Annotated in this window: 21 protein-coding genes; 8 read left to right on the plus strand and 13 right to left on the minus strand. The window is 70.1% G+C overall.

Going from position 1 to position 25,657, the window contains the following annotated elements:
• Positions 1 to 8 precede the first annotated feature (8 nt).
• The 3 genes from J3S89_RS18975 to olsB all read left to right on the plus strand — a co-directional run bounded on the left by J3S89_RS18975 (position 9) and on the right by olsB (position 4,710).
• A complete protein-coding gene (locus J3S89_RS18975) occupies positions 9 to 1,541 on the plus strand; it encodes a YifB family Mg chelatase-like AAA ATPase (RefSeq protein WP_217929561.1) in 1,533 nt (510 codons plus the stop codon).
• A gap of 242 nt (positions 1,542 to 1,783) precedes the next feature.
• On the plus strand, positions 1,784 to 3,586 hold the full coding sequence (locus tag J3S89_RS18980; protein WP_217929562.1) for an ATP-binding protein: 1,803 nt from the start codon (positions 1,784 to 1,786) through the stop codon (positions 3,584 to 3,586).
• A gap of 161 nt (positions 3,587 to 3,747) precedes the next feature.
• Complete coding sequence (gene olsB, locus J3S89_RS18985; protein WP_217929563.1) at positions 3,748 to 4,710, plus strand: l-ornithine N(alpha)-acyltransferase; 963 nt, start codon at positions 3,748 to 3,750, stop codon at positions 4,708 to 4,710.
• 43 nt (positions 4,711 to 4,753) lie between these two features.
• Here olsB and J3S89_RS18990 read toward each other — a convergent pair whose 3' ends face one another.
• Both J3S89_RS18990 and mutS read right to left on the minus strand, forming a co-directional pair.
• The gene (locus tag J3S89_RS18990) at positions 4,754 to 5,380 is read right to left on the minus strand and encodes a LysE family translocator (protein ID WP_217929566.1); all 627 of its coding nucleotides are present in this window, start codon (positions 5,378 to 5,380) and stop codon (positions 4,754 to 4,756) included.
• 80 nt (positions 5,381 to 5,460) lie between these two features.
• The gene (mutS, locus tag J3S89_RS18995; RefSeq protein ID WP_217929567.1) at positions 5,461 to 8,202 is read right to left on the minus strand and encodes a DNA mismatch repair protein MutS; all 2,742 of its coding nucleotides are present in this window, start codon (positions 8,200 to 8,202) and stop codon (positions 5,461 to 5,463) included.
• Positions 8,203 to 8,567: 365 nt separating this feature from the next.
• Between mutS and J3S89_RS19000 the strand changes: the two genes are divergently transcribed.
• Positions 8,568 to 10,847, plus strand: a complete 2,280-nt coding sequence (locus J3S89_RS19000) for an NADP-dependent malic enzyme (protein ID WP_217929569.1) — start codon at positions 8,568 to 8,570, stop codon at positions 10,845 to 10,847.
• A 61-nt stretch (positions 10,848 to 10,908) separates the two neighbouring features.
• Here the strand turns inward: J3S89_RS19000 and J3S89_RS19005 are convergent, their stop codons facing one another.
• The 5 genes from J3S89_RS19005 to J3S89_RS19025 form a co-directional block, all read right to left on the minus strand.
• Positions 10,909 to 12,099: a nucleotide sugar dehydrogenase gene (locus J3S89_RS19005; RefSeq protein ID WP_217929573.1), complete on the minus strand. Its 1,191-nt coding sequence runs from the start codon at positions 12,097 to 12,099 to the stop codon at positions 10,909 to 10,911.
• A 379-nt stretch (positions 12,100 to 12,478) separates the two neighbouring features.
• A complete protein-coding gene (locus J3S89_RS19010) occupies positions 12,479 to 12,850 on the minus strand; it encodes a helix-turn-helix domain-containing protein (RefSeq protein ID WP_217929574.1) in 372 nt (123 codons plus the stop codon).
• Complete coding sequence (locus tag J3S89_RS19015) at positions 12,847 to 13,569, minus strand: Smr/MutS family protein (protein ID WP_217929576.1); 723 nt, start codon at positions 13,567 to 13,569, stop codon at positions 12,847 to 12,849. The genes J3S89_RS19010 and J3S89_RS19015 overlap by 4 nt, the downstream gene beginning before the upstream one ends.
• The gene (gene mltA / locus J3S89_RS19020; RefSeq protein WP_217929579.1) at positions 13,566 to 14,678 is read right to left on the minus strand and encodes a murein transglycosylase A; all 1,113 of its coding nucleotides are present in this window, start codon (positions 14,676 to 14,678) and stop codon (positions 13,566 to 13,568) included. The genes J3S89_RS19015 and mltA overlap by 4 nt, the downstream gene beginning before the upstream one ends.
• A gap of 118 nt (positions 14,679 to 14,796) precedes the next feature.
• Positions 14,797 to 15,498, minus strand: coding sequence for a Tim44/TimA family putative adaptor protein (locus J3S89_RS19025; protein WP_217929581.1), 702 nt, complete (start codon positions 15,496 to 15,498; stop codon positions 14,797 to 14,799).
• 214 nt (positions 15,499 to 15,712) lie between these two features.
• Here J3S89_RS19025 and secB point away from each other — a divergent pair, with 214 nt between their 5' ends.
• Positions 15,713 to 16,180 carry a protein-export chaperone SecB gene (secB, locus tag J3S89_RS19030; protein WP_217929582.1) on the plus strand — a complete coding sequence of 156 codons (468 nt, stop codon included), beginning with the start codon at positions 15,713 to 15,715 and terminating at the stop codon, positions 16,178 to 16,180.
• A 76-nt stretch (positions 16,181 to 16,256) separates the two neighbouring features.
• Here the strand turns inward: secB and dnaQ are convergent, their stop codons facing one another.
• The 5 genes from dnaQ to J3S89_RS19055 form a co-directional block, all read right to left on the minus strand.
• Complete coding sequence (gene dnaQ, locus J3S89_RS19035) at positions 16,257 to 16,985, minus strand: DNA polymerase III subunit epsilon (protein ID WP_217929583.1); 729 nt, start codon at positions 16,983 to 16,985, stop codon at positions 16,257 to 16,259.
• 76 nt (positions 16,986 to 17,061) lie between these two features.
• Positions 17,062 to 17,652: a dephospho-CoA kinase gene (gene coaE, locus J3S89_RS19040; RefSeq protein WP_217929584.1), complete on the minus strand. Its 591-nt coding sequence runs from the start codon at positions 17,650 to 17,652 to the stop codon at positions 17,062 to 17,064.
• A complete protein-coding gene (locus J3S89_RS19045) occupies positions 17,649 to 18,491 on the minus strand; it encodes a shikimate dehydrogenase (protein WP_217929585.1) in 843 nt (280 codons plus the stop codon). Before J3S89_RS19045 ends, coaE begins: the two co-directional genes overlap by 4 nt.
• On the minus strand, positions 18,488 to 19,087 hold the full coding sequence (locus tag J3S89_RS19050; RefSeq protein WP_217929586.1) for a Maf family protein: 600 nt from the start codon (positions 19,085 to 19,087) through the stop codon (positions 18,488 to 18,490). Before J3S89_RS19050 ends, J3S89_RS19045 begins: the two co-directional genes overlap by 4 nt.
• A gap of 31 nt (positions 19,088 to 19,118) precedes the next feature.
• A complete protein-coding gene (locus tag J3S89_RS19055) occupies positions 19,119 to 19,946 on the minus strand; it encodes a pyruvate, water dikinase regulatory protein (protein ID WP_217929587.1) in 828 nt (275 codons plus the stop codon).
• A gap of 428 nt (positions 19,947 to 20,374) precedes the next feature.
• Between J3S89_RS19055 and hemE the strand changes: the two genes are divergently transcribed.
• The 3 genes from hemE to rho all read left to right on the plus strand — a co-directional run bounded on the left by hemE (position 20,375) and on the right by rho (position 23,505).
• Positions 20,375 to 21,406, plus strand: coding sequence for a uroporphyrinogen decarboxylase (gene hemE / locus J3S89_RS19060; protein ID WP_217929588.1), 1,032 nt, complete (start codon positions 20,375 to 20,377; stop codon positions 21,404 to 21,406).
• Positions 21,407 to 21,416: 10 nt separating this feature from the next.
• On the plus strand, positions 21,417 to 21,947 hold the full coding sequence (gene hemJ / locus J3S89_RS19065) for a protoporphyrinogen oxidase HemJ (RefSeq protein WP_217929590.1): 531 nt from the start codon (positions 21,417 to 21,419) through the stop codon (positions 21,945 to 21,947).
• 292 nt (positions 21,948 to 22,239) lie between these two features.
• Positions 22,240 to 23,505, plus strand: coding sequence for a transcription termination factor Rho (rho, locus tag J3S89_RS19070; RefSeq protein ID WP_217929593.1), 1,266 nt, complete (start codon positions 22,240 to 22,242; stop codon positions 23,503 to 23,505).
• Positions 23,506 to 23,598: 93 nt separating this feature from the next.
• Here the strand turns inward: rho and J3S89_RS19075 are convergent, their stop codons facing one another.
• Complete coding sequence (locus J3S89_RS19075; RefSeq protein ID WP_217929594.1) at positions 23,599 to 25,638, minus strand: thioredoxin domain-containing protein; 2,040 nt, start codon at positions 25,636 to 25,638, stop codon at positions 23,599 to 23,601.
• Positions 25,639 to 25,657: the final 19 nt, after the last annotated feature.

The raw sequence follows: 25,657 nt of genomic DNA on the forward strand, positions 1-25,657 counted from the left end.
GGCGAGCCATGGTCGCGCGGGTCACCACGGTGGCGTTTCAGGGCATCGAGGCGGTGCCGGTCGACGTCCAGGTTCAGATCACCGCCGGCAATCCGGTCTTCGCCCTGGTCGGCCTTCCCGACAAGACCGTCGGCGAGAGTCGTGAGCGCATCCGCGCGGCGCTCTTCGCCTCCGGCCTCGCGCTGCCGCAGCGGCGCATCACCGTCAATCTGGCGCCGGCCGATCTGCCCAAGGAGGGGAGCCATTACGATCTGCCGATCGCGCTCGCGATCCTGGCGGCGATCGGGGCGATCCCCGGCGATCAGCTCGCCGATCACGTCGCGCTGGGCGAACTCGGGCTCGACGGCACGATCGCCCCGGTGGCGGGGGTTCTTCCGGCGGCGATCGGCGCGAGCGCGCTCGGCAAGGGGCTGATCTGCCCGGCGGAGAGCGGGTCGGAAGCCGCCTGGGCGAGCCCGGATCTCGCCATCGTCGCCGGCCGCAGCCTCACGCAGCTCGCCAATCACTTCAAGGGAACCCAGGTCGTCGCCCGGCCGACGCCGAAGGTGCGCGAGGCGGCGAGCGATCTGCCCGATCTCGCCGACGTCAAGGGTCAGGAGACCGCCAAACGCGCGCTCGAGGTCGCCGCCGCCGGGGGTCACAATCTCCTGATGGTGGGGCCGCCGGGGTCCGGCAAGTCGATGCTGGCGAGCCGCCTGCCGTCGATCCTGCCGCCGCTCGAACCGCGCGAATTGCTCGAGGTGTCGATGATCGCCTCGATCGCCGGCCAGCTCGCCGACGGGCGGCTGACCGATCGCCGGCCGTTTCGATCGCCGCATCATTCCGCCTCGATGGCGGCGCTGGTCGGTGGAGGCCTCAAGGCGCGGCCGGGCGAGGTGTCGCTCGCCCACAACGGCGTCCTCTTCCTCGACGAACTGCCGGAGTTCCATCCGCAGGTGCTCGACAGTCTGCGCCAGCCGCTCGAGACCGGCGAGGTGGTGATCGCCCGGGCCAATCATCGCGTCAGCTATCCCGCGCGGATCCAACTGGTGGCCGCGATGAACCCGTGCCGCTGCGGCCATGCCGGCGAGCCCGGCCACACCTGCCGGCGCGGCGCGCGCTGCGCCGAGGATTATCAGGCGCGCCTGTCCGGGCCGCTCATCGACCGGATCGACCTGCGGGTCGAGGTCGCGGCGGTGAGTGCGGCGGATCTGATCCTGCCGGCGCCGCGCGAGGGCTCGCGCGAGGTCGCCGCCCGCGTCGCCCGCGCCCGGGCGATCCAGACCGCACGCTTCCGCGCGCTCGGGCTCGACCGGATCCTCACCAATGCCGACATGCCCGCCGCGCTGGTCGAGGAAGTGGCCGCGCCCGACGCCGGTGGGCGCAAGCTGCTTTCGGATGCCGCCGACAGTCTGCGTCTGTCGGCTCGCGCCTACCACCGCGTGCTCAAGGTGGCGCGCACCCTCGCCGATCTCGACGAGGCGCCGCGCGTCGGACGGTTGCATCTCGCCGAGGCGCTCAGCCACCGCCGCGCCGGCGAGCAACTGGCCGGCGCCGCCTGAGCCGGCGCGCCTCGCCCCCGAGGCGCCCGCTCGCGACGGGACCGCGCGCGGCGGGACCGCGCGCGGCGGCGTCCGATGCGGACGAAGGCCCGCGATCCTCGCGCCATCAAGTCTTTCGCAACTCCTGTCGGGGCAAGATGCGTTCGGGCTCGGGTCCTGTCCGCCGGGCTCGCCGAACGTCGTCCCGATCCCGTCGACGTCGGTCTCCGGTTTCCCATCGTCTCGCGTATCCGGACCGTCCGATGCCCCGAGAGGTCGCCCTCCCCGCCGAACCGCCCGTCTCCCGCCCGTCCCGGCGCGGGTCGCGCTTCGGCGGCCTCGCCCTCGCCGGGATCGGCCTCACCGTGGTCGCCGGCATCGCCGACCCCGAACTCGCCCGCGACATCGTCGCCGTCGGCGGCGTCGGCGCCGCGCTGACGGTGATCCTGAACCAATTGCGCCCGCAGGCCCCGGCGGCGGCGCCACTCGCCAGCGTGTCGGCGCCGGATCTCGGCGCGGCCGAGGCCGAGATGGACGCCAAGGCGCATTTCCTGGCGCTGGCCGCGCACGAGATCCGCACGCCCCTGACCGGCATTCTCGGCCTCGCCGATCTCCTCGGGGAGACCGCGCTGACGGCGGAGCAGAAGGCCTATGTCGCCGCCCTCCGCGCCTCCGGCACCACCCTCCTGCGACTGGTCGACGGCTATCTCGACCTCTCCCGCCTCGAGGACGGCAACGTCGAGCCGACGCCGGTTCCGACCTCGCTCGAGACGGTCGTCGAGGACGTGATCGAACTGCTCGCGCCGCCCTGTCAGGCCAAGGGCCTGGAACTGGCCGGCTTCGTCGCGCCGCGTCTCTCCGCCCCGGTCCTCGTCGACCCGCTCCTGCTGCGCCAGGTCCTCATCAATCTGACCGGGAACGCGGTCAAGTTCACCGAGACCGGCGGCGTCGCGATCGAGGTCGAACGAGTCACCGGCAGCGAGACCGGGGTGGTCTTCCGGGTGCGCGACACCGGCATCGGCATCGACGCCGCCGAGGCCTCGCGGATCTTCGACGCCTGGGAGCGAATCGAGACCGAGGGGGTCGGCTCCGCCGCCGGCACCGGGCTGGGCCTCGCCATCGCCCGCGGCATCGTCGAGCGGATGGGCGGCACGATCGGCCTCGTCAGCCGGCCGGGCGCGGGCTCGACCTTCGCCTTCGAGCTCGACCTTCCGGCCGCCGGCCCGGCCGCGCCGCTGGAACGCCCCTTGCGCGGCCGCCGCATCGGGCTGATCTCGCGCGCCGTGGTGGAACCCCCGCTCCTGGTGCGCCGGCTCCATTCGCTCGGCGCCGAGGCCTGTCTCGTCGACGCCCCCGAGGCACTCGCCGCGCTCGACCCTTGCGACGTCGTGCTGATCGACGGCCAGGGGGGGGCCGATCCGGTCGCGGTGCTGGCCGAATGGCGGGCGCTCGGTTCGACCGCGCCGGCCGTGGTGCTGATCCCGCCCGGCGAACGCAATGCCCTGCCGGCGCTGCGCGCGGCCGGGTTCGCCGCCCACCTGATCCGGCCGATCCGCCCGGCCTCGCTGGCGCGCGTCGTCGCGCTCGCCGTCGAGCGCGGCGAGGCGCCTCAGGCGCGAGCCCTCGTCGAGGCGGCCGAGCCGACGGGCGGACTGCGCGTGCTCCTCGTCGACGACAACGAGATCAACGCCCTTCTCGGCCGCGCCGCGCTCGAGCACGACGGTCACGGCGTCGCGGTGGTCGAGGACGGCCTCGCCGCGCTCGACGCGATCGCCGCCGCGCGCGAGGCGGGGCAGCCCTTCGCGGCGGTGCTGATGGATCTGCACATGCCCGGCCTCGACGGCTTCGCCGCGATCCGCGAGTTGCGGGCGGGCGAGCCGGCGGAGGCGCCGCCCGCGCTCGTCGTGGCGGTGACGGCGGACGCCACGCCCTCGGCGGCGGAGCGCGCGCTCGCCTGTGGCGCCGACGCGGTTCTGGTCAAGCCGATCGATCGCGACCGTCTCGCGACGATCCTCGCGGAGGCGCGGGATCGCGCCGCCCCGCCGGCGCTCGACAGGGCCGGTTGAGGCGACCGTCACGGTTTCGTCGCGGGATCGTCACGGGACTGTCGCCGGGGCATGGTTTGACGGCTCCATGCCGCCTCGCCGGCCGGCCGAATCGCCCGATGCTCCGGCACGGGTCGACCGGATCCGGTGCCGTGCGAACTCGCGCTTCACGAGGTCCGCCGATGTCCCGCGCCGTCGCCCCCGCCACTCCCGCGTTGCCGTTTCTGGGCCGATTCGTACCGCCGCGCCGGCTGCCCTCGGGCCGCGTCAACGTGCTCCCCGGTTTCGGCGTGCCGTTGCCGGTCGGTCCGCTGGTCGGCACCGCCAAGGACGAGTCGCTCGGCCGGATCGGCAATCTCGAGGTGCGGCTCGCCCGCACCGTCGGCGAGGTCAAGCGGGCGCAGGAACTGCGGTTCCGGGTGTTCTACGAGGAGATGTCGGCGATCGCCGACGCCTGGACGATGATGAGCCGGCGCGACGCCGATCGCTTCGACGCGATCTGCGACCACATCCTCGTGCTCGATCACGATCATCCCGAGATCAAGCCCTTCGGCAAGACGCGGCCGCGCATCGTCGGCACCTACCGGGTGCTGCGCCGGTCGGTCGCCGAGCGGCACGACGGCTTCTATTCGGCCGGGGAATACGACCTCCAGCCGCTGCTCGACGCCCGCCCCGGCCTCGAATTCCTCGAACTCGGCCGTTCCTGTGTTTTGCCGGCGTGGCGCGGCAAGCGCACGCTCGAGCTCCTGTGGCAGGGCATCTGGGCCTATGTGCAGCGCCACCGCATCGACGCGATGATCGGCTGCGCCAGCCTCGAGGGCACCGATCCGAGCCGCCTCGCCCTGCCCCTGTCGTTCCTGCATCACCATTGTCTGGCCGACGCCGATTGGAGCGTCCGCGCGCTGCCCCATCGCCACACCGCGATGGACCGCCTCTCGAGGGAAGCGATCGATCCGCGTGCGGCGATGAAGGCGTTGCCGCCGTTGATCAAGGGCTATCTCCGGGTCGGCGCCAAGGTCGGCGACGGCGCCGTGGTCGACCATCAGTTCGGCACCACCGACGTCTTCATCGTCATGCCGGTGAAGCAGATCGCGCAGCGCTACGTCGACTTCTACGGCGCCGACGCCTCGCGCCGGGCGGCGTGACCGCGCGCGCGAACGCCGATCTTCGGATCCGCGCGGCCCGCGATCAGCGCAGTTTCGCGGTGAGGACGGCGAAGCTCGCCGCGCCGAAGGCGATCGCGAAGGCACCCTCGAACCACCGCCGGAGCCGCAGATAGGCCGCCGTCGCGACCCGGTTGGAGAAGAGCAGCGCGTAGCCGTGCACGACCAGCGCGCTCTGCAGGCCGACCGCCGCGACCACCACCGCGAGCTCGGAGGCGGTCGCGTCCGCCGGGACGCCGAGCGAATAGAGCGCGCCGAAGAACAGGATCGCCTTGGGATTGGTGACGTGGAGGGCGAAGCCCTGGAGCACGGTCTGCGCGGTCGAGCGCGCCCGCACGGCGCGGGTCGCGACCAGACCCGGCCGCAGCGCCGCCCGCGCCGAGCGGACCGCCAGCCACGCGAGATAGACCGCGCCGGCCCAGCGCAGCACCTCGAACACCCAGGCATTGGCGAGCATCACCGTGCCGAGCCCGAGCGCCGCCGAAATCGACCACGTCAGCGATCCGCAGGTGATCCCGGTGGCGAGCGCGAGCCCGCGCCGGCGGCCGTAGTCCATGGAGGTCCCGGCGATCGCCAGGGTCGAGGGGCCGGGGCTCGCCACGCCGATCAGACCGGCGGCGAGGATCAGGGGCAGATCGACGTGTTCGAGCATGACGGGCTCCGGTTCGCGCCGAGGGCGATCGCTGGGATCGACAGGATGTGCGGAGGAATCCGGCTTTCCCGTGAACGGGCTCAGTCGCCGGCCTCGATCGTGCGGACGCGCGCCTTCAGCGCATAGAGCGCGTCGAGCGCGGCGCGCGGGGTGAGGTCGTCGGGATCGATCGCCGCGATCGCCTCCAGAATCTTCGAGAGACGCGGGTCCTCGCGCGGAACGGCCGCCGGGACCGGGGCCGGGGCGGGCGCCTTCAGCGCCGAGAACAGCGGCAACTCGTCGATCAGCGCCTCCTTCGGGCGTTTGCGGTCCTGTTCCTCGAGCTGGCGCAGCACCTGGCGAGCGCGGTCGATCACCTTGGCCGGCAGACCGGCGAGGCGGGCCACCTGGATGCCGTAGGACCGATCGGCCGCCCCGGCGACGATCTCGTGCAGGAAGACCACGTCGCCCTTCCACTCGCGCACCGCCGAGGTGACGTTGGCGACGCGCGGCAGGCGATCGGCGAGCGCCGTCAGCTCATGGTAATGGGTGGCGAAGAGGGCGCGGCAGCCGTTGACGGCGTTGAGATGCTCGATCGTCGCCCAGGCGATCGACAGGCCGTCGAAGGTCGCGGTGCCACGGCCGATCTCGTCGAGGATGACCAGCGCCGAGCGGCCGGCCTGATTGAGGATGGCGGCGGTCTCGACCATCTCGACCATGAAGGTGGAGCGGCCGCGCGCCAGATCGTCGGCGGCGCCGACGCGGCTGAAGAGCTTGTCGACGACGCCGATCCGCGCGGCCCGAGCCGGCACGAAGGCGCCGACCTGGGCGAGGAGGACGATCAGCGCGTTTTGTCTGAGATAGGTCGACTTGCCGCCCATGTTGGGGCCGGTGACCAGGATCAGGCGCCCGCCGGTCTCGCTCCCGCGCGGGCCGAGGTCGCAGTCGTTGGCGACGAAGGGCTCGCCGCTTCCCGCCCGGAGCGCCTGTTCGACCACCGGATGGCGGCCGCCCTCGATGCGGAAGGCGAGACCCTCCTCGACGATCGGCCGGACCCAGCCCTCGGCGTCGGCGATCTCGGCGAAGGAGGCGGCGACGTCGAGGATCGCCAGCGCCTCGGCGGCGGCGCGGATCGGCGCCTCGGCGGCGAGCACGCGGGCGGCGAGATCCTCGAAGATCTCGTTTTCGATGCCGAGCGCGCGTTCGCCGGCGGAGGCGATCTTGGCCTCGAGATCGGACAGTTCGACGGTGGAGAAGCGCACCGCGTTGGCGAGCGTCTGGCGGTGGACGAAGCGCTCGACGAGCGGCGGCTTCGTCAGCTTGTCGGCATGCGCCGGGGTGGTGTCGACGAAGAAGCCGAGGACGTTGTTGTGGCGGATCTTGAGCGACTTGATGCCGGTCTCGAGCACGTAGTCGCCCTCGAGCCGGGCGATCAGGCGGCGGCTGTCGGCGGAGAGTTCGCGCGCCTCGTCGAGCGGCATCGACCAGCCGGCGCGCACGAAGCCGCCGTCGCGTCGCAGCAGCGGCGGTTCGTCGACCAATGCGGTCGCGAGCGCCTCGGCGAGGTCCTGCGGCGCCTCGAGGGCGGCGTCGCGGGCGCGCGCCAGTTCCTCCGGCAGCACCGGCAGGCGCGCCAGCGCGGCGCCGATGGTGCCGGCGGCGGTCAGGCCGGCGCCGATCGCGGCGAGATCGCGCGGACCGCCGCGTTGAAGCGCGAGGCGGCCGAGCGGGCGCAGCATGTCGGGGGCGGAGGCGAGCGCCTCGCGCAACTGGCGGCGGAAACTCGGATCCTCGAGCAGGAAGGCGACCGCATCGGCGCGCCGACCGATCACCGGAACGCAAGTCGAGGGGCCGGCGAGGCGCTCGGCGAGAAGGCGCTGGCCGTTCGGCGTGACGCAGCGATCGACCGCCGCCAGCAGCGAACCGCGCCGCTCGCCGGAGAGCGTGCGCATGATCTCGAGATTGGCGCGGGTGCCGGGATCGATGGAGAGGGTGCCGCCGTCCTCGCCCTCGCGACGCGGCGGCTCGAGCCGGGCGCGCAGGCCCACCTGCGTCTTCTCGACATAGGCGACGACGCCTGAGATCGCCGAAAGCTCGGCCCGCTCGAAGCGGCCGAAGCCGTCGAGGGCGGCCACCTCGAAATAGGCGGCGATGCGCGCTTCCGCCGTGGCGCCGTCGAAGAGGGCGGCGGAGACCGGCGTGAGCGCGATCTTCTCGTGCCGGATCAGCGGCTTCAGCGCCTCGTCCTCGAACAGTTTCTCGGCCAGCACGATCTCGCGCGGCTCGATCCGGGCGATCTCGGCGGAGAGGCCCGCGAGATCGGTGGAGAGGACGCGGAACGAACCGGAGGAGACGTCGACCCAGGCGAGGCCCCAGCGGGCGCCCTCGCCTTCGCCGCCGACCCGGGCGATCGCCAGCAGGTGGTTGGCGCGGCCGGCGTCGAGCAGCGTGTCCTCGGTGATCGTGCCGGGCGTGACCAGACGGACGACGTCGCGGCGGACCACCGCCTTCGACCCGCGCTTCCTCGCCTCGGCGGGATCCTCGAGCTGCTCGCAGACCGCGACCCGGAAGCCGAGGCCGATCAGGCGCTGGAGATATTCGTCGGCGCGCACCACCGGCACGCCGCACATCGGGATGTCCTCGCCGAGATGCTTGCCGCGTTTGGTGAGCACGATGCCGAGCGCGCGCGAGGCCTCCTCGGCGTCGCCGAAGAAGAGCTCGTAGAAGTCGCCCATCCGATAGAACAGGAGGCTGTCGGGATTGGCCGCCTTGATCTCCAGGAACTGCTCCATGACCGGCGTCGGGCGCGGATCGGCATCGTCACGGGAGGCGGCGTCGGACATGGGCAAAGGTCTTCGTCGGAGCGGTGGCGGCGGGGTTGCGGGCGAAGATAGCCGACGCGGGCGCGCGGTGCGACAGCCGGGAGGCACCTTCTCGCGCGCGTTCACCGATTTCGAGATCGCCCGCATCGGGGCCAAGTTCGGGGACCGTGGCGCCTCGTCCGGGCGGCGCGCGATCGAGGCCGCGCGAATCGAACCGATTTTGCCGCTCTCGAGACCAATGAGTGAGGCCACGGGGCCCATTCCCCGTCTTGAGCGCGACGAGGGGGCCGACTATGGTCGCCTCCCCTCGCCGCGCGCCGATCCGCGCCGGACGAGACGAACGAGGCGCCGCGAACGGCGGCCCCCCCGGGAGACCGAGAATGGACATGAACGAGAAGTCGGCCGGCCGCAACACCCGCCTCGCCGTCACCGACCAGGAAGCCCTCCAGTTCCACGCTCAGGGCAAGCCCGGCAAGATCGAGATCGTCGCGACCAAGCCGATGGCGACCCAGCGCGATCTCGCGCTCGCCTATTCGCCCGGCGTCGCGGTTCCGGTGCGCGCCATCGCCGAGGATCCGTCGCTCGCCTACGACTACACCTCCAAGGGCAATCTGGTCGCCGTCATCTCCAACGGCACCGCCATTCTCGGCATGGGCAATCTCGGCGCGCTCGCCTCCAAGCCGGTGATGGAGGGTAAGGCGGTCCTGTTCAAGCGCTTCGCCGACGTCGATTCGATCGACCTCGAGGTCGATACCCAGGACGTCGAGGAGTTCATCGCGGCGGTGCGCTATCTCGGCCCCTCCTTCGGCGGCATCAATCTCGAGGACATCAAGGCGCCCGACTGCTTCATCATCGAGAGCCGTCTGCGCGAGCTGATGGAGATCCCGGTCTTCCACGACGACCAGCACGGCACCGCGATCATCTCCTCGGCCGGCATCATCAACGCGCTGCATCTGACCGGCCGGAAGCTCGAGGACGCCAAGCTCGTCTGCAACGGCGCCGGCGCCGCCGGCATCGCCTGTATCGAACTCGTCAAGGCGCTCGGCTTCCGCCCCGAGAACGTCATCCTCTGCGACACCAAGGGCGTGGTCTGGAAGGGCCGCACCGAGGGCATGAACCAGTGGAAGTCGGCCCATGCGGTGGAGACCGACAAGCGCGACCTCGCCGAGGCGCTGGTCGGCGCCGACATCTTCTTCGGCCTCTCCGCCAAGGGGGCGCTGACGCCGGAGATGGTCGCCTCGATGGGGCCGAACCCGATCATCTTCGCCATGGCCAACCCGGATCCGGAGATCACGCCGGAGGAGGTCCACGCGATCCGCTCCGACGCGATCGTGGCGACCGGCCGTTCGGACTATCCCAACCAGGTCAACAACGTCCTCGGCTTCCCCTACATCTTCCGCGGCGCCCTCGACGTGCGGGCGACCACCATCAACGAGGAGATGAAGATCGCCGCCGTCCATGCGATCGCCGAACTCGCCCGCGCCGACGTGCCGGACGAGGTCGCGGCCGCCTATCGCGGCGTGCGGCCGAAGTTCGGACCGGAGTACATCATCCCGGTGCCGTTCGATCCGCGTCTGATCTCCGAGATCCCGGTGGCGGTCGCCAAGGCGGCGATGGAATCGGGCGTCGCCCGGCGCCCGATCGTCGACATGGATGCCTATCGCCAGCAGCTCTCGGCGCGACGCGATCCCGTCGCCGGCACGCTCCAGCGGGTCTTCTCCAAGCTCAAGGCCGAACCGCGCCGGGTCGTGTTCGCCGAGGGCGAGGAGGAGCAGGTGATCCGCGCCGCCGCCTCCTTCGCCAACCAGGGCCTCGGCACGGCGATCCTGGTCGGCCGGCGCGACCGGATCGAAGCGGCGGCGGATGCCGCCGGCATCGACATCCACGAAGGCATCGAGATCGTCTCCGTGCTCGAGTCGCCCCGCGTCAAGGCCTACACCGACCATCTCTACGAGCGGCAGCAGCGCCTCGGCTTCCTCTACCGCGACTGCGCCCGTCTCGTCCTCGATCGCAACTATTTCGCCTCGTCGATGGTCGCGCTCGGCGACGCCGACGCGATGGTGTCGGGCACCACCCGTCACTTCGCCTCGGTGATGGCGGACGTGCGCCGTGTCATCGACGCGAAGCCGCACCACCGGGTCATCGGCATCTCACTGATCCTGGCGCGCGGCCGCACCGTTCTGGTCGCCGACACCGCGATCACCGAACTGCCGACCGGCGAGGAACTGGCCGACATCGCCGAGGAGGCCGCCGGCGCGGCCCGTCGTCTCGGCTACGAGCCGCGGGTGGCGATGCTCGCCTATTCCAACTTCGGCCAGCCGCCGGGCGAGCGCACCGCGCACGTCAAGGAGGCCGTCGCCATCCTCGACCGCCGCCACGTCGACTTCGAATACGACGGCGAGATGTCGGCGGACGTCGCCCTCGATCCGGCGCGGATGGCGGCCTATCCGTTCTGCCGCCTCAAGGGTCCGGCCAACGTGCTGATCATGCCGGCCTTCCACGCCGCCGCGATCTCGTCGGGCATGCTCCGGGTGCTGGGCGGGGCGACCGTGATCGGCCCGTTGCTGGTCGGTCTCGACAAGCCGGTGCAGATCGTGCCGCTCGGCGCGCGCGATACCGATCTCGTCAACATGGCGGCGCTCGCCGCCTACGACATCAACGGCTGAGCCCGCGTCTCCCCGTTCGCCACCGGCGGACGGGGACCCGGCGCATCGCCGGAGGCGCCGCTCAATCCCGGTGGAACAAGTCGCGGGTGAAGACCTTGTCGGCGACGTCGGTCAGTTCGACGTCGAGGCGGTTGGCGAGGATGACGTCGGCGCGGCGCTTGAAGTCGGAGAGATCGGGCAGGACCGGCGAATTGAAGAAGGCCGGCTGTTTGAGCGTCGGCTCGTAGACGATCACGTCGATGCCCTTCGCCTTGATCCGCTTCATGATTCCTTGAATCGACGACGAGCGGAAATTGTCCGAACCCGACTTCATGGTCAGGCGGTGGATGCCGACCGTGCGCGGTGCGCGGGCGATGATCGTCTCGGCGATGAAGTCCTTGCGGGTGCCGTTGGAGGCGACGATCGCCTGGATCAGGTTCTGCGGCACGTCCTGATAGTTCGCGAGGAGCTGGCGCGTATCCTTGGGCAGGCAGTAGCCGCCGTAGCCGAAGGACGGGTTGTTGTAATAGTCGCCGACGCGCGGATCGAGGCAGACGCCGGAGATGATCTTCTGCGAATCGAGCCCTCGGCTCATGGCATACGTGTCGAGTTCGTTGAAATAGGCGATGCGCATCGCGAGGAACGTGTTGGCGAAGAGCTTGATCGCCTCCGCCTCGGTCGAGCCGGTCAGGACGACGGCGATGTTCTTCTTCTCGGCGCCACGCTCGAGCAGGGTCGCGAACAGGCGGGCGCGATCGTCGGTGGCCCCGACGACGATGCGGGAGGGATGGAGATTGTCGTAGAGGGCGCGGCCCTCGCGCAGGAACTCCGGCGAGAAGAGAATGTCGTCGGTGCCGAAGACCGCGCGCATACGGGCGGTGAAGCCGACCGGAACCGTCGACTTCACGACGATGATCGCCTTCGGCAGGCGCCGCGTCACCTCCTCGATCACCGAGACCACCGAGGTGGTGTCGAAGCCGTTGGTGATCGGATCGTAGTTGGTGGGCGTCGCCACCACCACGAATTCGGCGTCGCGATAGGCGCGGTCGGGATCGGTGGTCGGGGTCAGGCGCAGCGCGCGCGTGGCGAGGAAGGTCTCGACCTCCGGATCCTGGATCGGCGAGCGGCGCCGGGCGAGTTTGTCGATGCGCTCGCGATCGATGTCGAAGAGGACGACGTCCTCGTGCTGCGCGAGAAGCAGGGCATTGGAGAGGCCGACGTAACCGGCGCCGACGACGGTGATCTTGTGGTCGCGAGAGGCGATCGAAGCCATGGCGGGTCCCGAACCGAGCGAAGCTCATCGAACGACCGCCGATCGATCGTCCCCCCGATCGACGGCGTCGGAGCGAGGCTTAGCACCGGACGAACAAGGGATTACGACGGTCGCCCGCGACGGCGACGGCCGCCGGGATCACGCCGGCGCCCGACCAAAGGCACGGACGGGGCGACGGCGGGCGCGAACCGTGCCGCCACCCGCCGGCCAGCGGAAGAACGGCGGTTTTCCGCGCTTTCGGCGATCGGGACGGGCGGGCGGGCGATCCACCTCGTGGGCCGCGACCCTCCGCCCGCGACCACCGGCCGGCACGGGCCGCGGGGCGTCGCGGGCGAGGCCGTCGCGGGCTTTCGTGACGACGGGAGGAGCGGATCGAACCTCAGGCGCCGTCCTTGGCGGCGGCGGCGCGCAGACGGTGGGTCAGATCCTTGAGGGAGGCCTTGGAGAGGCCGCGAATGCGCGCGGCGAGGAGGTTGGCGAGTTCGGTCGCCTCCGGGTCGAGGCCGGCGGTGTCGACGACGACGCGCGGGTCGGAGGCCTCGGCGAGGCGTTGCAGCTCCTCCGCCTCGTCCCAGATCACGTTGAAATAGGCGATGATGCGCTGGACCATGTACCAAGTGGGCACGCCGCGCTTGCCGTGCTCGAGCGCCGAGAGATAGGCGGGCGAGACCTTCAGCGCCGCCGCCATGTCCTTCAGGGTGAGGCCGCGTTCCGACCGCAGTTTTCTCAGCTTGGCACCGAACGGGGTCATCGGCCGCCCTCCCCCGCCCCGCGCACGCGGCGCAGGCGGACATAGATCGCCCCGGCCCCGCCGTGGGCGAGATGGGCCTCCTCGAAGCCGAGGACGACCTCGCGCAGGCTCGGCTCGGACAGCCAATGCGGCACCGCCCGGCGCAGCACGCCGCGATCGTGGGGATCGGCGCCGCCCTTGCCCTTGCCCTTGCCGGTGATGACCAGGACGATGCGGGCGCCGCGCGCCCGCGCCGTCGTCAGGAAGCCGCGCAGGATCGAATGCGCCGCCTCCTGGGTCGCGCCATGCAGATCGAGGCGTTCGTCGATGGCGATGACGCCGCGCACCAGCCGCCGCTTGGTGCGGTGATCGAGGCGGGCGAGCGAGGGCGGCGCGGTGACCGCCGGGGCGAGACCGTCGGACCGCTCGGCGTGTTTCACGTGAATCACCGGCAGGCGGCCGGCAGTCTCGCCACGCCGGGTCGGTCCGGTCGGACGCACCACGGTCGGTTTGCCGCGCGGCACGCTCGCGGCCGGCGGGGCGGGCGAAGGAGGGATCGCGACGCCCGCGTCGAGGGGCGTCGCCGGCTCGGGATCGGGACCGGGATCGGCGGCGGCGCGGCGGCCGCGGCGATGACCGTGGTCCAGCGGCTCGATCGTCTCGGCGATCTTCTCCCAGAGGCGGCGTTCGTCCTCGCTCAGGGTGCGGGTCCGGCGGCGGCGGCCGAGGCTCGACGTCATCGCGTGCCCTCCCCGTTCGGCGCCAGAACGACGAAGTCGCGCGCGGCGTGGCGGATGCGGCCGGCGCGACGGCCGGCCTCGGCGCCGCAGCCGAGGAAGACGTCGCCGCGCGCCGGGCCGACGATGGCCGAGCCGGTGTCCTCGGCGAGCATCAGCCGGCGGAAGGGCACCGTTGCGCCGTCGGTGCCGAGCGGCAGATCGGCGTCGAGGAAGATCGGCGTGCCGAAGGTGTGGAGGGTGCGATCGACGGCGAGGGAGAGGCCCGGGGTCAACGGCACACCGGCCGCGGCGACCGCACCGAGACCCGGGTCGAGATCGGCCTGTTCGGCGAAGAAGACATAGGAGCGATTGGCCCGCATCAGATCGCGGGCCTCGGCCGGATGGGCCTTCAGCCAGGCGCGCAACACGTCGAGGGTCATCGCCTCGGCGGCGATCAGCCCGCGCTCGATGGCGAGCCGGCCGATCGACGTATAGGGGTGCCCGGCCTTCGCCGCATATGCGAGCCGCATCGTGCCGCCCTCGGCGAGGCGGATGCGGACCGAGCCCTGGACATGGACGAAGAAGGCCTCGACCGGATCGGCGACGAAGACCAGCTCGAGGCCGCGCCCGGCGAGAGCGCCCATCTCGATCGCGGCGCGATCGGCATAGGGCTCGAGGCCGTCCTCGGTGCGCCGCGCGAAGGCATAGGCGGGATCCCAACCGGGCGGACGGGTGGCGGCGTCGACGTCGACGAGATCGTCGGGGCGCGCGAGGAGAGGGGCGGGGAAGCGCGGATCGCCGGGGCGACGGGTGCCGTCGAGCTCCGGCTCGAAATAGCCGGTGAGGAAGGGCGTCCCCTCGCGCGGCCTCACCCGACGCGCGGTGAAATGCGTCTCGAAGAAGCGGCGGGCGGCGGCGGCCTCGAGCCTCTCCGGCAGGGCGAGAGCGGCGGCATGGGCGCGGGCGAGGGCGTGACCGTCGATGCCGAGGGCTCGGGTCTTCGGCGGGGTCGCGACGTGATGGGGCGCGGCGCGGCGAAAAGCCGCGAAACTCGCGCTCACGTCGGCCGCCGCCCAGCCGGCGAGGGCGTCGAAGGCGACCGGAACGAGATCGGCGGTCGGATCCTGCATCGCTGTCTCGCGGGCACTCGCGGGCGTGGAGGGAAGGGCGGCCGGCCGACGGGACCGGCGCCGTCCGGCCGAGCCGCCGATCCACCGGGAGGAGGATGAGGCGGCTCGGCCGGTCTCGTCAGGAGACGGCGCGGGTTTCGACCAGACGCCAGTTCGGATCGGACGACTTCAGCTCGCGAGCGAAGGTCCAGACGTCGATCAGGTCGGTCAGGCGGGCCGCGTCGCCGTCGACCACGGTGCCGTCGGCGGCCGTCGTGACGGAGATCACCTTTGCGGCGAAGCGCACGGTGACGCGGGCGGAGCCGCCGGTGTTCTCGGCTTCGACGATCTCGGTGCGATCGAGGCCGACGAAGGTGAAGTCGACCTTCTCGCCACGCTTCTCGCGCTCGTCGATGCCGCGTCCGAAGCTCTCCATCACCTCCTTGGAGAGGAGCGACTTGAGGGCCTTGCGGTCGCCCTTGGCGTAGGCCGAGACGATCATCTCGTAGGCGATCTTGGCGCCGTCGACGAAGCGGACCGGATCGAAGGAACGGTCGGTGGAGGCGATCGCGCGCAGGGCCGCGGAGAGCGGCGTCTCGGGGGCGGTCGGCTCCGCCGGCTCGTGATCGACCACGACGGCCTCGGTCTCGCGACGCGTCTCCCCGCTCGGCCGCGTCATCGGGATGACGTTGTCGTTGCCGGCGGTGCCGTCGTCGGCGTCGTCGGGGATCTGAAAGGGGGGTCGCTCGGAGCCGTTCTTCTGACCGAGCACGCCGTAGAGGCGCACGAAGATCACCACCGCGATGGCGAAGAAGACGATGGTGTAGAAATCGAGATGCATCTGATCGGGATCCTCGTCTCGATGTCGCCGACGAACCCGGTGCGGGCGGGGCGACGCGCGACTTCCCCCCTTATCTAGCAACTCCGAAGCCTCGGTACGAGGGGTCGGTGTGATCTCTTCCTTCGCTCGACTTGTTCGGGCGCCCCCCGCATGCTAGCCAATCGCGCGACGATTTCGGCCCGGACACGGCGTTCGGGCGAGCCGGAGAACAGCGATGAGCGAAGAAAACGGCGCCGCCGGAGAGGCCCAGGCCCCCTCCCTGAGCGTGTTGGTCCAGTACGTCAAGGATCTCTCCTTCGAGAACCCCAATGCGCCGAACTCGCTGGCCCCCCAGCAGAACGGGCCGCAGATCGACATCAACGTCAACGTCGGCGCGCAGCCGCTGTCGGCGACCGAATTCGAGGTCGAGCTGAAGCTCACCGCCAAGGCGAAGCTCGAAGAGACCGTCATGTTCAACGTCGAGCTGGTCTATGCCGGCCTCTTCCGGATCCAGAACGTGCCGGAGGAGCACCTCCACCCGTTCGTGCTGATCGAGTGCCCGCGCCTGCTCTTCCCCTTCGCGCGCCAGATCCTGGCCGATTCGACCCGCAACGGCGGCTTCCCGCCGCTGCTGCTCGATCCGATCGACTTCGTCGCGCTCTATCAGCAGAACGCCGCGCAGCAGGCCGCCGCCGTCAACTGACGCGACGCCACTCCGCCTTCGATCGAGACCCTCGGAGCCCGGCTCCGGGGGTCTTTCGTTTCGGGGGCGACGATCCTCAGCTCTCGCCGGGGCGCTCGGGGCCGGCGTAGTGCGTCCACAGCGCCTTCTCCCCCATCTTGCCGACGAAGGCCTGATGAGCGGTCCATTCGGCCTCGGAGAGACGCGGCGCGAGCGGGGTCGGGCGGGTGCGCGGGCCGGAGCGGGCGGCGGCGGCCGATCCGTCGGCGCGGCGGCCACGGCCGGGTTCCTCGGTGACGAGGCCGAGTGCGGCCTGACGGCCGCCGAGCAGCTCGACATAGACCTCCGCCAGGAGCTCGCTGTCGAGCAGCGCGCCGTGGAGGTCGCGGCGCGAATTGTCGATGCCGTAGCGACTGCACAGCGCGTCGAGCGAGTTGGGGCCGGCGGGGTGGCGGCGCTTGGCCAGCGCCAACGTGTCGACCATGCGCTCCGAGCCCACCGGCGGCAGGCCGAGGCGGGCGAATTCGGCGTTGATGAACTTGAAGTCGAATTCGGCGTTGTGGGCGACGAGGCGGGCGTCGCCGATGAAGGCGACGAAGTCGGCGGCGATCTCGGCGAACTTCGGCTTGTCGGCGAGGAATTCGTCGGAGAGCCCGTGCACCTCGAAGGCGCCGCGCGGCATCGTCCGTTCCGGGTTGATGTAGACGTGGAAGGTCTGGCCGGTGGCGATGTGATTGACGAGCTCGATACAGCCGATCTCGACGATACGGTCGCCGGTCTTGGGATCGAAGCCGGTGGTCTCGGTGTCGAAGACGATTTCGCGCACGGTCGGTTCTCCCTCGTCGGCCCGAGCCGCGATGGAATCAGGGTGCCGCCTCCGGTTCAAGTCCGGGCGGCGCCGATCAGCGGTTCATCCCCCGGCAAGCGCGCAGGATCCCCTCGACCTGGTGGCGGGCCGGGGCGAGACCGCGTCCGCTGTCGACCAGGAAATGCGAACGGCGACGCTTCTCGGCGTCCGGCATCTGGCGGGCGAGGATGCGCTCGAAGGTCTCGACGGTCGCGCCGGGGCGGGCGAGGACGCGGGCGCGTTGCACGTCGGCCGGCGCCGTGACGGTGACGACGGCGTCGACCCGAGCGTCGCCGCCGGTCTCGAAGAGGAGCGGGATGTCGAGGACGACGACGCGCCGGCCGCACGACCGGGCCGTATCGAGAAAGGCGGTCTCGGCGGCGCGCACCAGCGGGTGGACGATCGCCTCGAGCCGTTTCACCGCCGCGTCGTCGCCGAGGACACGGGCGCCGAGGGCGACGCGATCGACGCCGCCGTCCCGCGTGGTGCCGGGAAAGGCCGCCTCGATCGCGGCCACGGCGGGCCCGCGATAGAGCGCGTGGACGGTGGCGTCGGCGTCGTGGACCGGGATACCGGCCGCGCGGAAGAGATCGGCCGTGGTCGACTTGCCCATGCCGATCGAGCCGGTGAGGCCGAGGACGATCATTCGATCCCTCCGAGATCGGCGAGGATCCGGCGTCGCAGGGCCGGCGTCACCGTCGGGCGGACCCCGAACCAACGCTCGAAACCGGGCACGGCCTGATGCAGCAACATGCCGAGGCCGTCGACGGTGGCGAGGCCACGGGCGCGGGCGGCGGCGAGGAGCGGGGTCTCGAGCGGCACGTAGACGATGTCGGTGACGAGGGCATCGCTCGGGAGCGGCGCCAGATCGATCGTCATGTCGTCCTTGCCGGTCATGCCGAGCGAAGTGGTGTTGACGAGGAGGCGCGCGTCGACGAGGAGGCGCGACACGTCGTCCCAGCCGTGCGCGCGTGTCTCTCCGCCGAGACGGGCGGCGAGCGCCTCGGCGCGGGCGAGCGTCCGGTTGACGAGGCGGACGCGGAATCCGCGCGCCTGCAGTCCCCAGGCGACGGCGGAGGCCGCCCCGCCCGCCCCGAGGACCACGGCGTCGCCGGGTCGGGTGTCCCAACCCTCGGAGCGATCGTCGAGATTGGCGAGAAAGCCGGGCGCGTCGGTGTTGGCGCCGCAGAGTTTTCCGCCGTCGATCCACAGGGTGTTCACCGCTCCGGTCGCCTCGGCGACGGGATCCCTTTCGGAAGCGATCCGATAGGCGACCTCCTTGTGCGGCACGGTGACGTTGCCGCCGGCCCACGCCCCGCCGGGCAGAGCGCGCAGGAAGGATTCGATCTCCTCCGGCGGCACCGCGAGGCGCTCGTAGGAGCCGGCGAGGCCGTGTTCGGCGAGCCAGAAACCGTGGATCAGGGGCGAGCGCGACTGGGCGATCGGCCAGCCGAGGACGAAGGCGCGCGGCGCGGCGGCGGTCATGCGGGCAGGTCTCCCCGGCGGCGGAGTTCGGCGAGAAGCGGCAGGAGCGGCAGGCCGAGGATGGTGAAATAGTCGCCCTCGATCGCCTCGAACAGGGTGATGCCGATCCCTTCCAGCTGATAACAGCCGACGCTCGCGAGCACGGCGTCGCCGGCGCGATCGCAATAGGCGTCGAGGAAGGCGTCGGAGAAGGGCCGCATGGTCATGGCGGCGACCGAGACGTGGCGCCATACGACGGTGCCGTCCTCGACCAGGGCGAGGGCGGAGTGGAGTTCGTGGGCGCGGCCGCGCAGACGTTCGAGCTGGGCGCGGGCGGCGGCGCGGTTCTCCGGCTTGACGAAACGCTCGCCGTCGAGTCCGAGCGTCTGATCGCAGCCGAGCACGAGATCGCCGGGACGGCGGGTGGCGACGTCGAGCGCCTTGGCCTCCGCGAGATGAAGGGCGAGGGCGCCGGGCGAGGCCCCGGCGGCGAGAAGCGGTTCCTCGACGGCGCGTTCGTCGACGTCGGAGGGTTCGGTCGCGAAGGCGAGGCCGGCGCCCTCGAGCAGCGCGATGCGCGAACGGGAACGCGAGGCGAGGACGAGGGTCTTCGGCATGGATCTCCTCGGGCGAATCGGATGCGTGGCGTCAGCCGCGGCGATGGGTGCGGAGATAGCCGGTGATCGCAGCGGCGGTCTCCTCGATCGAGCGGCGGGTGACGTCGATCACCGGCCAGTCGTGATCGGCGCAGAGCCGACGCATGGTGCCGAGCTCGGCGGCGATCGAGGGGCGATCGACATAGGTGGTGTCGAAGGCCTTCGAACCCATGGCGAGAACCCGATTCTCGCGGATCTGGGCGATGCGGTCGGGACTGGCGATGAGGCCGACGACCAGGGGCTTCGTCACCAGGAACAGCGACGGCGGCGGCGGGATCTCCGGCACGATCGGAATGTTGGCGACCTTGATGCCGCGATTGGCGAGATAGATCGAGGTCGGTGTCTTGGAGGTGCGCGACACGCCGAGAATCACCACGTCGGCCTCGTCGAGGTCGTGCGGCAGCTGGCCGTCGTCGTGCGCCATGGTGAAGTTCATGGCCTCGATGCGTTTGAAATAGTCGGCGTCGAGCGAATGCTGGGCGCCGGCGCGCCAGGTCTCGGTCACGTTCAGGAACGAACGGAAGATGTCGAGGACCGGCGCCAGGACGGAGACGCAGGGCAGGCCCTGATCGCGGCAGAACCGATCGAGGCGGGCGGCGAGATCCGGATTGACCAGGGTGTAGAGCACGATGCCGGGGAACTGCTCGATCTCGACCAGCGCCTTGTCGAGATGGCGATCGACCCGGATCAGGGGATGAATGTGCTCGATCGGCTCGATCTTCTCGTACTGGGCGGCGGCGGCGCGCGCGACGGTGATCAGCGTCTCGCCGGTCGAATCCGAAATCAGATGAAGATGAAAGAAGTTGGTCGAGGTGTTCACTGGTTTGTCCCCAGGGGGGCCGGCGTCGGTGGACGAATGGGCCGGTCGGCGCGGCGGGCGCCACTCTCTCCCGTTCGTGCAATTCGATCAACAGGAACGAAGGAACGAGGGCGAACCGCCACGCTCATACCGGGTTGGGGACGGAGGACGCGCCGGACGGGAGATCTCGACTCCTCGTCCACAGGCGCGAGTCTCGAACGAGTTCGTTAAGGTTCTGTAAAGACAGATTAACGAATCGTTAACGAGGTGGTCGCTCGCATCGAGCCGGAATCGATCCGATGCGCCGTCGAGAATCGGGGGTGACACGTGAGTCATTGTGGATCGAGCGAGATCCCGGTAATCCACCGTCAAACAGTCTCAGCAGACTTCATTCGAAGAATGTTCTGAAGAGAAGGGATGTGGGCCACTCGGCCCGGAGGGAGATCGGCATGACCGAACGAAAGATGATGGCGGTGCTGAATGGGGCGAGCGTGTTCCCCCCGCCGATCTGGGTCATGCGTCAGGCCGGCCGCTATCTGCCGGAATATCGCGCGACGCGCTCTCAGGCCGGCGGCTTCCTCGACCTCTGTTACAATCCGGGTCTCGCCTGCGAGGTCACGCTCCAGCCGATCCGCCGCTACGGTTTCGATGCGGCCATCCTCTTCTCGGACATTCTCGTGATCCCCGACGCGCTCGGGCGGAAGGTCGCGTTCCAGGAGGGCGAAGGTCCGGTTCTCGAGCCGCTCGATCTCGATCGGGTGGGTGCGCTCGATCTGACCCGCATCCACGAGCGCCTGGGGCCGGTCTACGAGGCGGTCGAAAGGATCCGGGGGGCGCTGCCTCCCGAGACCACGTTCCTCGGCTTCTGTGGCGCTCCCTGGACGGTGGCGACCTATATGATCGCCGGGCGAGGCACCTCCGATCAGGGTCCGGCCCGCAAGGCGGCGTTGCGCGATCCGGACGGGTTCGCCAAATTGATCGACGTTCTGGTCCAGGCGTCGATCGCCTATCTGGCGCGGCAGATCGCCCGTGGCGCCGATGCGGTGCAGATCTTCGACACCTGGGCAGGGGTTCTCGACGAAAGCGAGTTCGAGCGGTGGGTGATCGCGCCGACCAAGGCGATCGTCGCCGGTCTCCGGGCGATCCATCCGGGCGCGCGGGTGATCGGCTTTCCGAAGGGCGCGCAGGCGCTGCTCGCCCGTTACGTCGCCGAGACCGGGGTCGACGCGGTCGGGATCGACTGGACCATGCCGCATGCCTTCGTGCGGGCCGAGCTCCAGGACAAGGTCGCGGTGCAGGGCAATCTCGATCCGATGCGGGTGGTGGTCGGTGGCCGCGCTCTCGACGAGGGCGTCGACCGGGTGCTCGAAGGGCTCGGGGCGGGACGTCTGATCTTCAATCTCGGTCACGGCATCACGCCGGACGCCGACCCGGCCAACATGGCGCGCCTCGTCGAGCGGGTTCGCGCGGCGAAGCGGTGAGGAGAGGGACATGGCGGCGAGCCGAGCGGAAGTCGGGACGCGGGTGAAGCGCACGGTCGTTTCTCTGGCGATCACCGGGGCGATCCTCGTCGCGTCGATCTATGCGATCGGTCCGGGCGCCTACGACTGGATCAAGTCACTCCACGTGATCGCGGTGATCTCGTGGATGGCGGGCATGCTCTATCTGCCGCGGCTCTTCGTCTATCACTGCGGCGTCGCGCCGGGGTCGGAGGCTTCGGAGACCTTCAAGGTGATGGAACGCAAGCTCCTGCGCTACATCATCAACCCGGCGATGGTGGTGTCATGGGTCGCGGGTCTGTGGATCGCGATCGTCGTCTTCGGTTTTCACGGCGGCTGGCTCCACGCCAAACTGGCGCTGGTGCTCGGGCTTTCGGCCGCGCACGGCTATTTCGCCAAGGCGGTCGCCGATTTCGCCCGCGACGAGGGCAATCGCAATCATCGCCACTGGCGCTTCATGAACGAGGTGCCGACCCTGATCATGATCGCCGTCGTGATCCTGGTGATCGTCAAGCCGTTTTGAGGGGGGTCGGGCGGGAACGCCTTCGATTTCGCCAACCGGGGTCTTGCGACGCAGGGCAGGACCGACTATTTTGCAGCCGTCCCATCTTGCGAGACGATTTCTTCGTGAGCGTTCGAGCGCATCGAAGATCCGGAGGTCCGGCCGAGCCGCTCCATCGTTTCGCCCTCCCTCCTCTTCGTGCCGCGGACGCTCTTCGGTTCTTCACCGCGACACGCAAGTTTCTCCTCCGTTCAATCGGCCGGCGATGCGACCATCGCCGGTTCCGGGTCGTCATCCCGAGAGACCTCTCCCCATGCAGCAGCTGAAACTCCAGGACCTCAAGTCCAAGTCGCCGACCGAACTCCTCGCCTTCGCGGAGGAGCTCGAGGTCGAGAACGCCAGCACGATGCGCAAGCAGGAGCTGATGTTCGCGATCCTCAAGCAGCTCGCGGCGCGGGAGGTGGAGATCATCGGCGAAGGCGTCGTCGAGGTGCTGCAGGACGGCTTCGGCTTCCTGCGGTCTCCGGACGCGAACTATCTGCCGGGTCCCGACGACATCTACGTCTCGCCTTCGCAGATCCGCCGCTTCTCGCTGCGCACCGGCGACACGGTCGAGGGCCACATCCGATCCCCGAAGGAGGGCGAGCGTTATTTCGCCCTGCTCAAGGTCAACACGATCAACTTCGAGGATCCGGAGCGGGCGCGTCACAAGGTCAACTTCGACAACCTGACGCCGCTCTATCCCGACAGCCGCTTCAAGATGGAGCCGGAGGAGCCGACCTCGAAGGACAATTCGGCGCGCGTGATCGACATCGTCGCGCCGCTCGGCAAGGGCCAGCGCGCGCTGATCGTCGCGCCGCCGCGCACGGGTAAGACGGTTCTTCTGCAGAACATCGCCCGCTCGATCACCGCCAATCATCCCGACTGCTTTCTGATCGTCCTCCTCATCGACGAACGTCCCGAGGAAGTGACCGACATGCAGCGTACGGTGAAGGGCGAGGTGGTCTCCTCGACCTTCGACGAGCCGGCGTCACGTCACGTCCAGGTCGCCGAGATGGTCATCGAGAAGGCCAAGCGTCTGGTCGAGCACGGCCGCGACGTCGTGATCCTGCTCGATTCGATCACCCGCCTCGGCCGCGCGTACAACACGGTGGTGCCGTCGTCGGGCAAAGTTCTGACCGGCGGCGTCGACGCCAACGCCCTGCAGCGCCCGAAGCGCTTCTTCGGCGCGGCGCGCAACATCGAGAACGGTGGCTCGCTGACCATCATCGCCACGGCGCTGATCGAAACCGGCAGCCGCATGGACGAAGTGATCTTCGAAGAGTTCAAGGGCACCGGCAACTCCGAGATCATTCTCGACCGCAAGGTGGCCGACAAGCGCGTCTTCCCGGCGATCGACATCACCCGCTCCGGCACCCGCAAGGAGGAGCTGCTGGTCCCCGCCGACGTGCTCAAGAAGACCTATGTGCTGCGTCGCATCCTGACGCCGATGGGCACCGTCGACGCGATCGAGTTCCTGCTCGACAAGCTGCGCCAGACCAAGCGCAACGCCGACTTCTTCGATTCGATGAACACCTGATCGAATCGGCGACGAACCGAATCGGATGTGCAACGGGCCCCGAGAGCGATCTCGGGGCCCGTTCGTGTTTCACGTGAATCCTCCGCCGATCGCTCAGACGTAGCGGCCGGTCTCGAGCAGGGTGCGCAGAGGGCCGGGTTCGGTCAGCGGCAAGCCGCAGCTTCCCTCGCGACAGACCCAGGCGGTCGGCAGACCGTCGACCGCCGGCTTGTGGGCGGCGGGGTGGGTCTCGGGGAGGGCGGCGGTCGATTCGGTTTCGAACAGGATGATGCGCGGGTCGGTCGATTCGAAGACGACACGACGCAAGGGCGTTCCGTCGGTGTCCGGCGGGACGATCAAGACCACCTCGACCGCGCCGATGGCGAGATCGAGCGCGGTGGAGAGCGAGGCGGTGGAGAAGATGTCGGCGAGCATGGCGCTCGACAGACGTCCGAGAATCTCCTCCGCGCGGGCGCGCCATTGATCGTCGCCGGTGAGAACCGCGAGCCGGATGCAATTGTCGAGACCGATGGCGATCGGATTGGGGACGGCGTCGTCGCTCGTCGAGGCGGGACGCACGATCAACGCCTCGGCGTCGTCGGCGGTGAGGAACCAGCCGCCGGCGGGATCGGCGTGGTGGGTCTCGAGCGCGGTCATCCAGCGGCGGGCGTCGTCGAGCCAAGGGTTGCGCCCGAGCGTTTCGGCGAGCGCCAGGGCGGCGCGGGCCATGTGGACGAGGTCGGAGGAGAGGCCGGGCTTGACCGACCGGCCATCGCGCCAGGCGTGGCCGAGGCGGTCGCCGTCGTAGCCCATCTCGGTCGCGACAAAGCGATAGGCGGCGACGGCGCGCTCGATCCAGTCGGGTCGATCGAGCCGGCGACCGGCCAGGACCAGGGCATGGATCATCGCGCCGTTCCAATCGGCGAGGATCTTGTCGTCGGTGGCGGGGCGGACGCGTTCGGCGCGTCGCTCGAGCAGCCGAGCCCGGGAGTGGGCGAGGCGGGCCTCGCGGTCGCGGCCCCAGCGGGTGCGGTCCGAGGAGCGATTGAGGATGATCTTGCCTTCCCAGTTGCCATCCCGGGTGACGTCGTAGGCGGCGGCGAATTCGTCGGCGTCGGATCCGAGGACGTCGCGGATCTCGGCTTCGCTCCAGACGTAGAAGCGGCCCTCCTCATGCTCGCTGTCGGCGTCGATCGAGGCGGCGAAGGCCCCGCCGGGGAGCGTCATCTCGCGGGCGAGCCAGGCGACGGTCTCTTCGATTCGGGCACGAAACAACGGATCGCCGGTGTCGCTCCAGGCGCGGCCGAGGAGGTCGAGGAGCTGCGCGTTGTCGTAGAGCATCTTCTCGAAATGCGGGACCAGCCAATGATCGTCGACGGCGTAACGGGCGAAGCCGCCGCCGACATGGTCCCAGATGCCGCCCCGGCTCATGCGCGAGAGGGTGAGGAGGACGACGTCGGCCGCAGGGCGGCCGGCGCGGTGGCGCGCGGCGCGCCAGAAGAACTCGAGGAGTGGCGTCTGCGGAAATTTCGGAGCGCCACGGGTGCCGCCCTCGACCGGGTCCATCACGCCGAGGAGACGCTCGGCGACGGCGTCGAGATAGTCGGGGCCGAGGGGCGATCGCGTCGTGGTGGCGGCGCGGGCGGCGAGGCGGCGATGGACCACGTCGGCGTTCTTGGCGATCTTGTCGGGCTCCTCGCGCCAGAGCCGCGCCATCTCCTCGAGGATCTGGACGAAGCCGGGCCGGCCCCATTTCGCTTCCTTGGGGAAATAGGTGCCGCCCCAGAAGGGCCGTCCGCGCGGATCGAGGAACATGGTCATCGGCCAACCACCGCGTTCGTTGAACGTATGGAGCGCGGACATGTAGATCTGGTCGATGTCGGGCCGTTCCTCGCGATCGACCTTGATATTCACGAAGAGCCGGTTCATCACCTCGGCGACCTCATCGTCCTCGAAGGACTCGTGCGCCATGACGTGGCACCAGTGGCAGGCGGCGTAACCGACGGAGAGCAGGATCGGCTTTCCGGTCGCCTCCGCCTCGGCCAGTGCCTCGGGTCCCCACGGCCACCAATGGACGGGATTGTCCGCGTGTTGGAGCAGGTAGGGGCTGGTCGCCTCGGCGAGACGATTGCGGGCGGGTTCGGTCACGGACATCCTCCATCGGGCGAAGCGG

The sequence above is a fragment of the Pinisolibacter aquiterrae genome (genome assembly GCF_019160155.1).
In the GTDB taxonomy this organism is placed as follows: domain Bacteria; phylum Pseudomonadota; class Alphaproteobacteria; order Rhizobiales; family Ancalomicrobiaceae; genus Pinisolibacter; species Pinisolibacter aquiterrae.

What these genes read in the sequence shown, in the direction of transcription:
- J3S89_RS19005 (WP_217929573.1), bottom strand. Translation starts at nt 12,099, where the DNA reads ATGGCTTCGATCGCCTCTCGCGACCACAAGATCACCGTCGTCGGCGCC.
- J3S89_RS18980 (WP_217929562.1), top strand. Translation starts at nt 1,784, where the DNA reads ATGCCCCGAGAGGTCGCCCTCCCCGCCGAACCGCCCGTCTCCCGCCCG.
- coaE (WP_217929584.1), bottom strand. Translation starts at nt 17,652, where the DNA reads ATGATCGTCCTCGGCCTCACCGGCTCGATCGGCATGGGCAAGTCGACC.
- rho (WP_217929593.1), top strand. Translation starts at nt 22,240, where the DNA reads ATGCAGCAGCTGAAACTCCAGGACCTCAAGTCCAAGTCGCCGACCGAA.
- J3S89_RS19025 (WP_217929581.1), bottom strand. Translation starts at nt 15,498, where the DNA reads ATGCATCTCGATTTCTACACCATCGTCTTCTTCGCCATCGCGGTGGTG.
- J3S89_RS19050 (WP_217929586.1), bottom strand. Translation starts at nt 19,087, where the DNA reads ATGCCGAAGACCCTCGTCCTCGCCTCGCGTTCCCGTTCGCGCATCGCG.
- J3S89_RS19015 (WP_217929576.1), bottom strand. Translation starts at nt 13,569, where the DNA reads ATGACGTCGAGCCTCGGCCGCCGCCGCCGGACCCGCACCCTGAGCGAG.
- J3S89_RS19075 (WP_217929594.1), bottom strand. Translation starts at nt 25,638, where the DNA reads ATGTCCGTGACCGAACCCGCCCGCAATCGTCTCGCCGAGGCGACCAGC.
- J3S89_RS18990 (WP_217929566.1), bottom strand. Translation starts at nt 5,380, where the DNA reads ATGCTCGAACACGTCGATCTGCCCCTGATCCTCGCCGCCGGTCTGATC.
- mutS (WP_217929567.1), bottom strand. Translation starts at nt 8,202, where the DNA reads ATGTCCGACGCCGCCTCCCGTGACGATGCCGATCCGCGCCCGACGCCG.
- mltA (WP_217929579.1), bottom strand. Translation starts at nt 14,678, where the DNA reads ATGCAGGATCCGACCGCCGATCTCGTTCCGGTCGCCTTCGACGCCCTC.
- J3S89_RS19010 (WP_217929574.1), bottom strand. Translation starts at nt 12,850, where the DNA reads ATGACCCCGTTCGGTGCCAAGCTGAGAAAACTGCGGTCGGAACGCGGC.
- J3S89_RS19045 (WP_217929585.1), bottom strand. Translation starts at nt 18,491, where the DNA reads ATGACCGCCGCCGCGCCGCGCGCCTTCGTCCTCGGCTGGCCGATCGCC.
- olsB (WP_217929563.1), top strand. Translation starts at nt 3,748, where the DNA reads ATGTCCCGCGCCGTCGCCCCCGCCACTCCCGCGTTGCCGTTTCTGGGC.
- J3S89_RS18975 (WP_217929561.1), top strand. Translation starts at nt 9, where the DNA reads ATGGTCGCGCGGGTCACCACGGTGGCGTTTCAGGGCATCGAGGCGGTG.
- J3S89_RS19000 (WP_217929569.1), top strand. Translation starts at nt 8,568, where the DNA reads ATGAACGAGAAGTCGGCCGGCCGCAACACCCGCCTCGCCGTCACCGAC.
- hemJ (WP_217929590.1), top strand. Translation starts at nt 21,417, where the DNA reads ATGGCGGCGAGCCGAGCGGAAGTCGGGACGCGGGTGAAGCGCACGGTC.
- secB (WP_217929582.1), top strand. Translation starts at nt 15,713, where the DNA reads ATGAGCGAAGAAAACGGCGCCGCCGGAGAGGCCCAGGCCCCCTCCCTG.
- hemE (WP_217929588.1), top strand. Translation starts at nt 20,375, where the DNA reads ATGACCGAACGAAAGATGATGGCGGTGCTGAATGGGGCGAGCGTGTTC.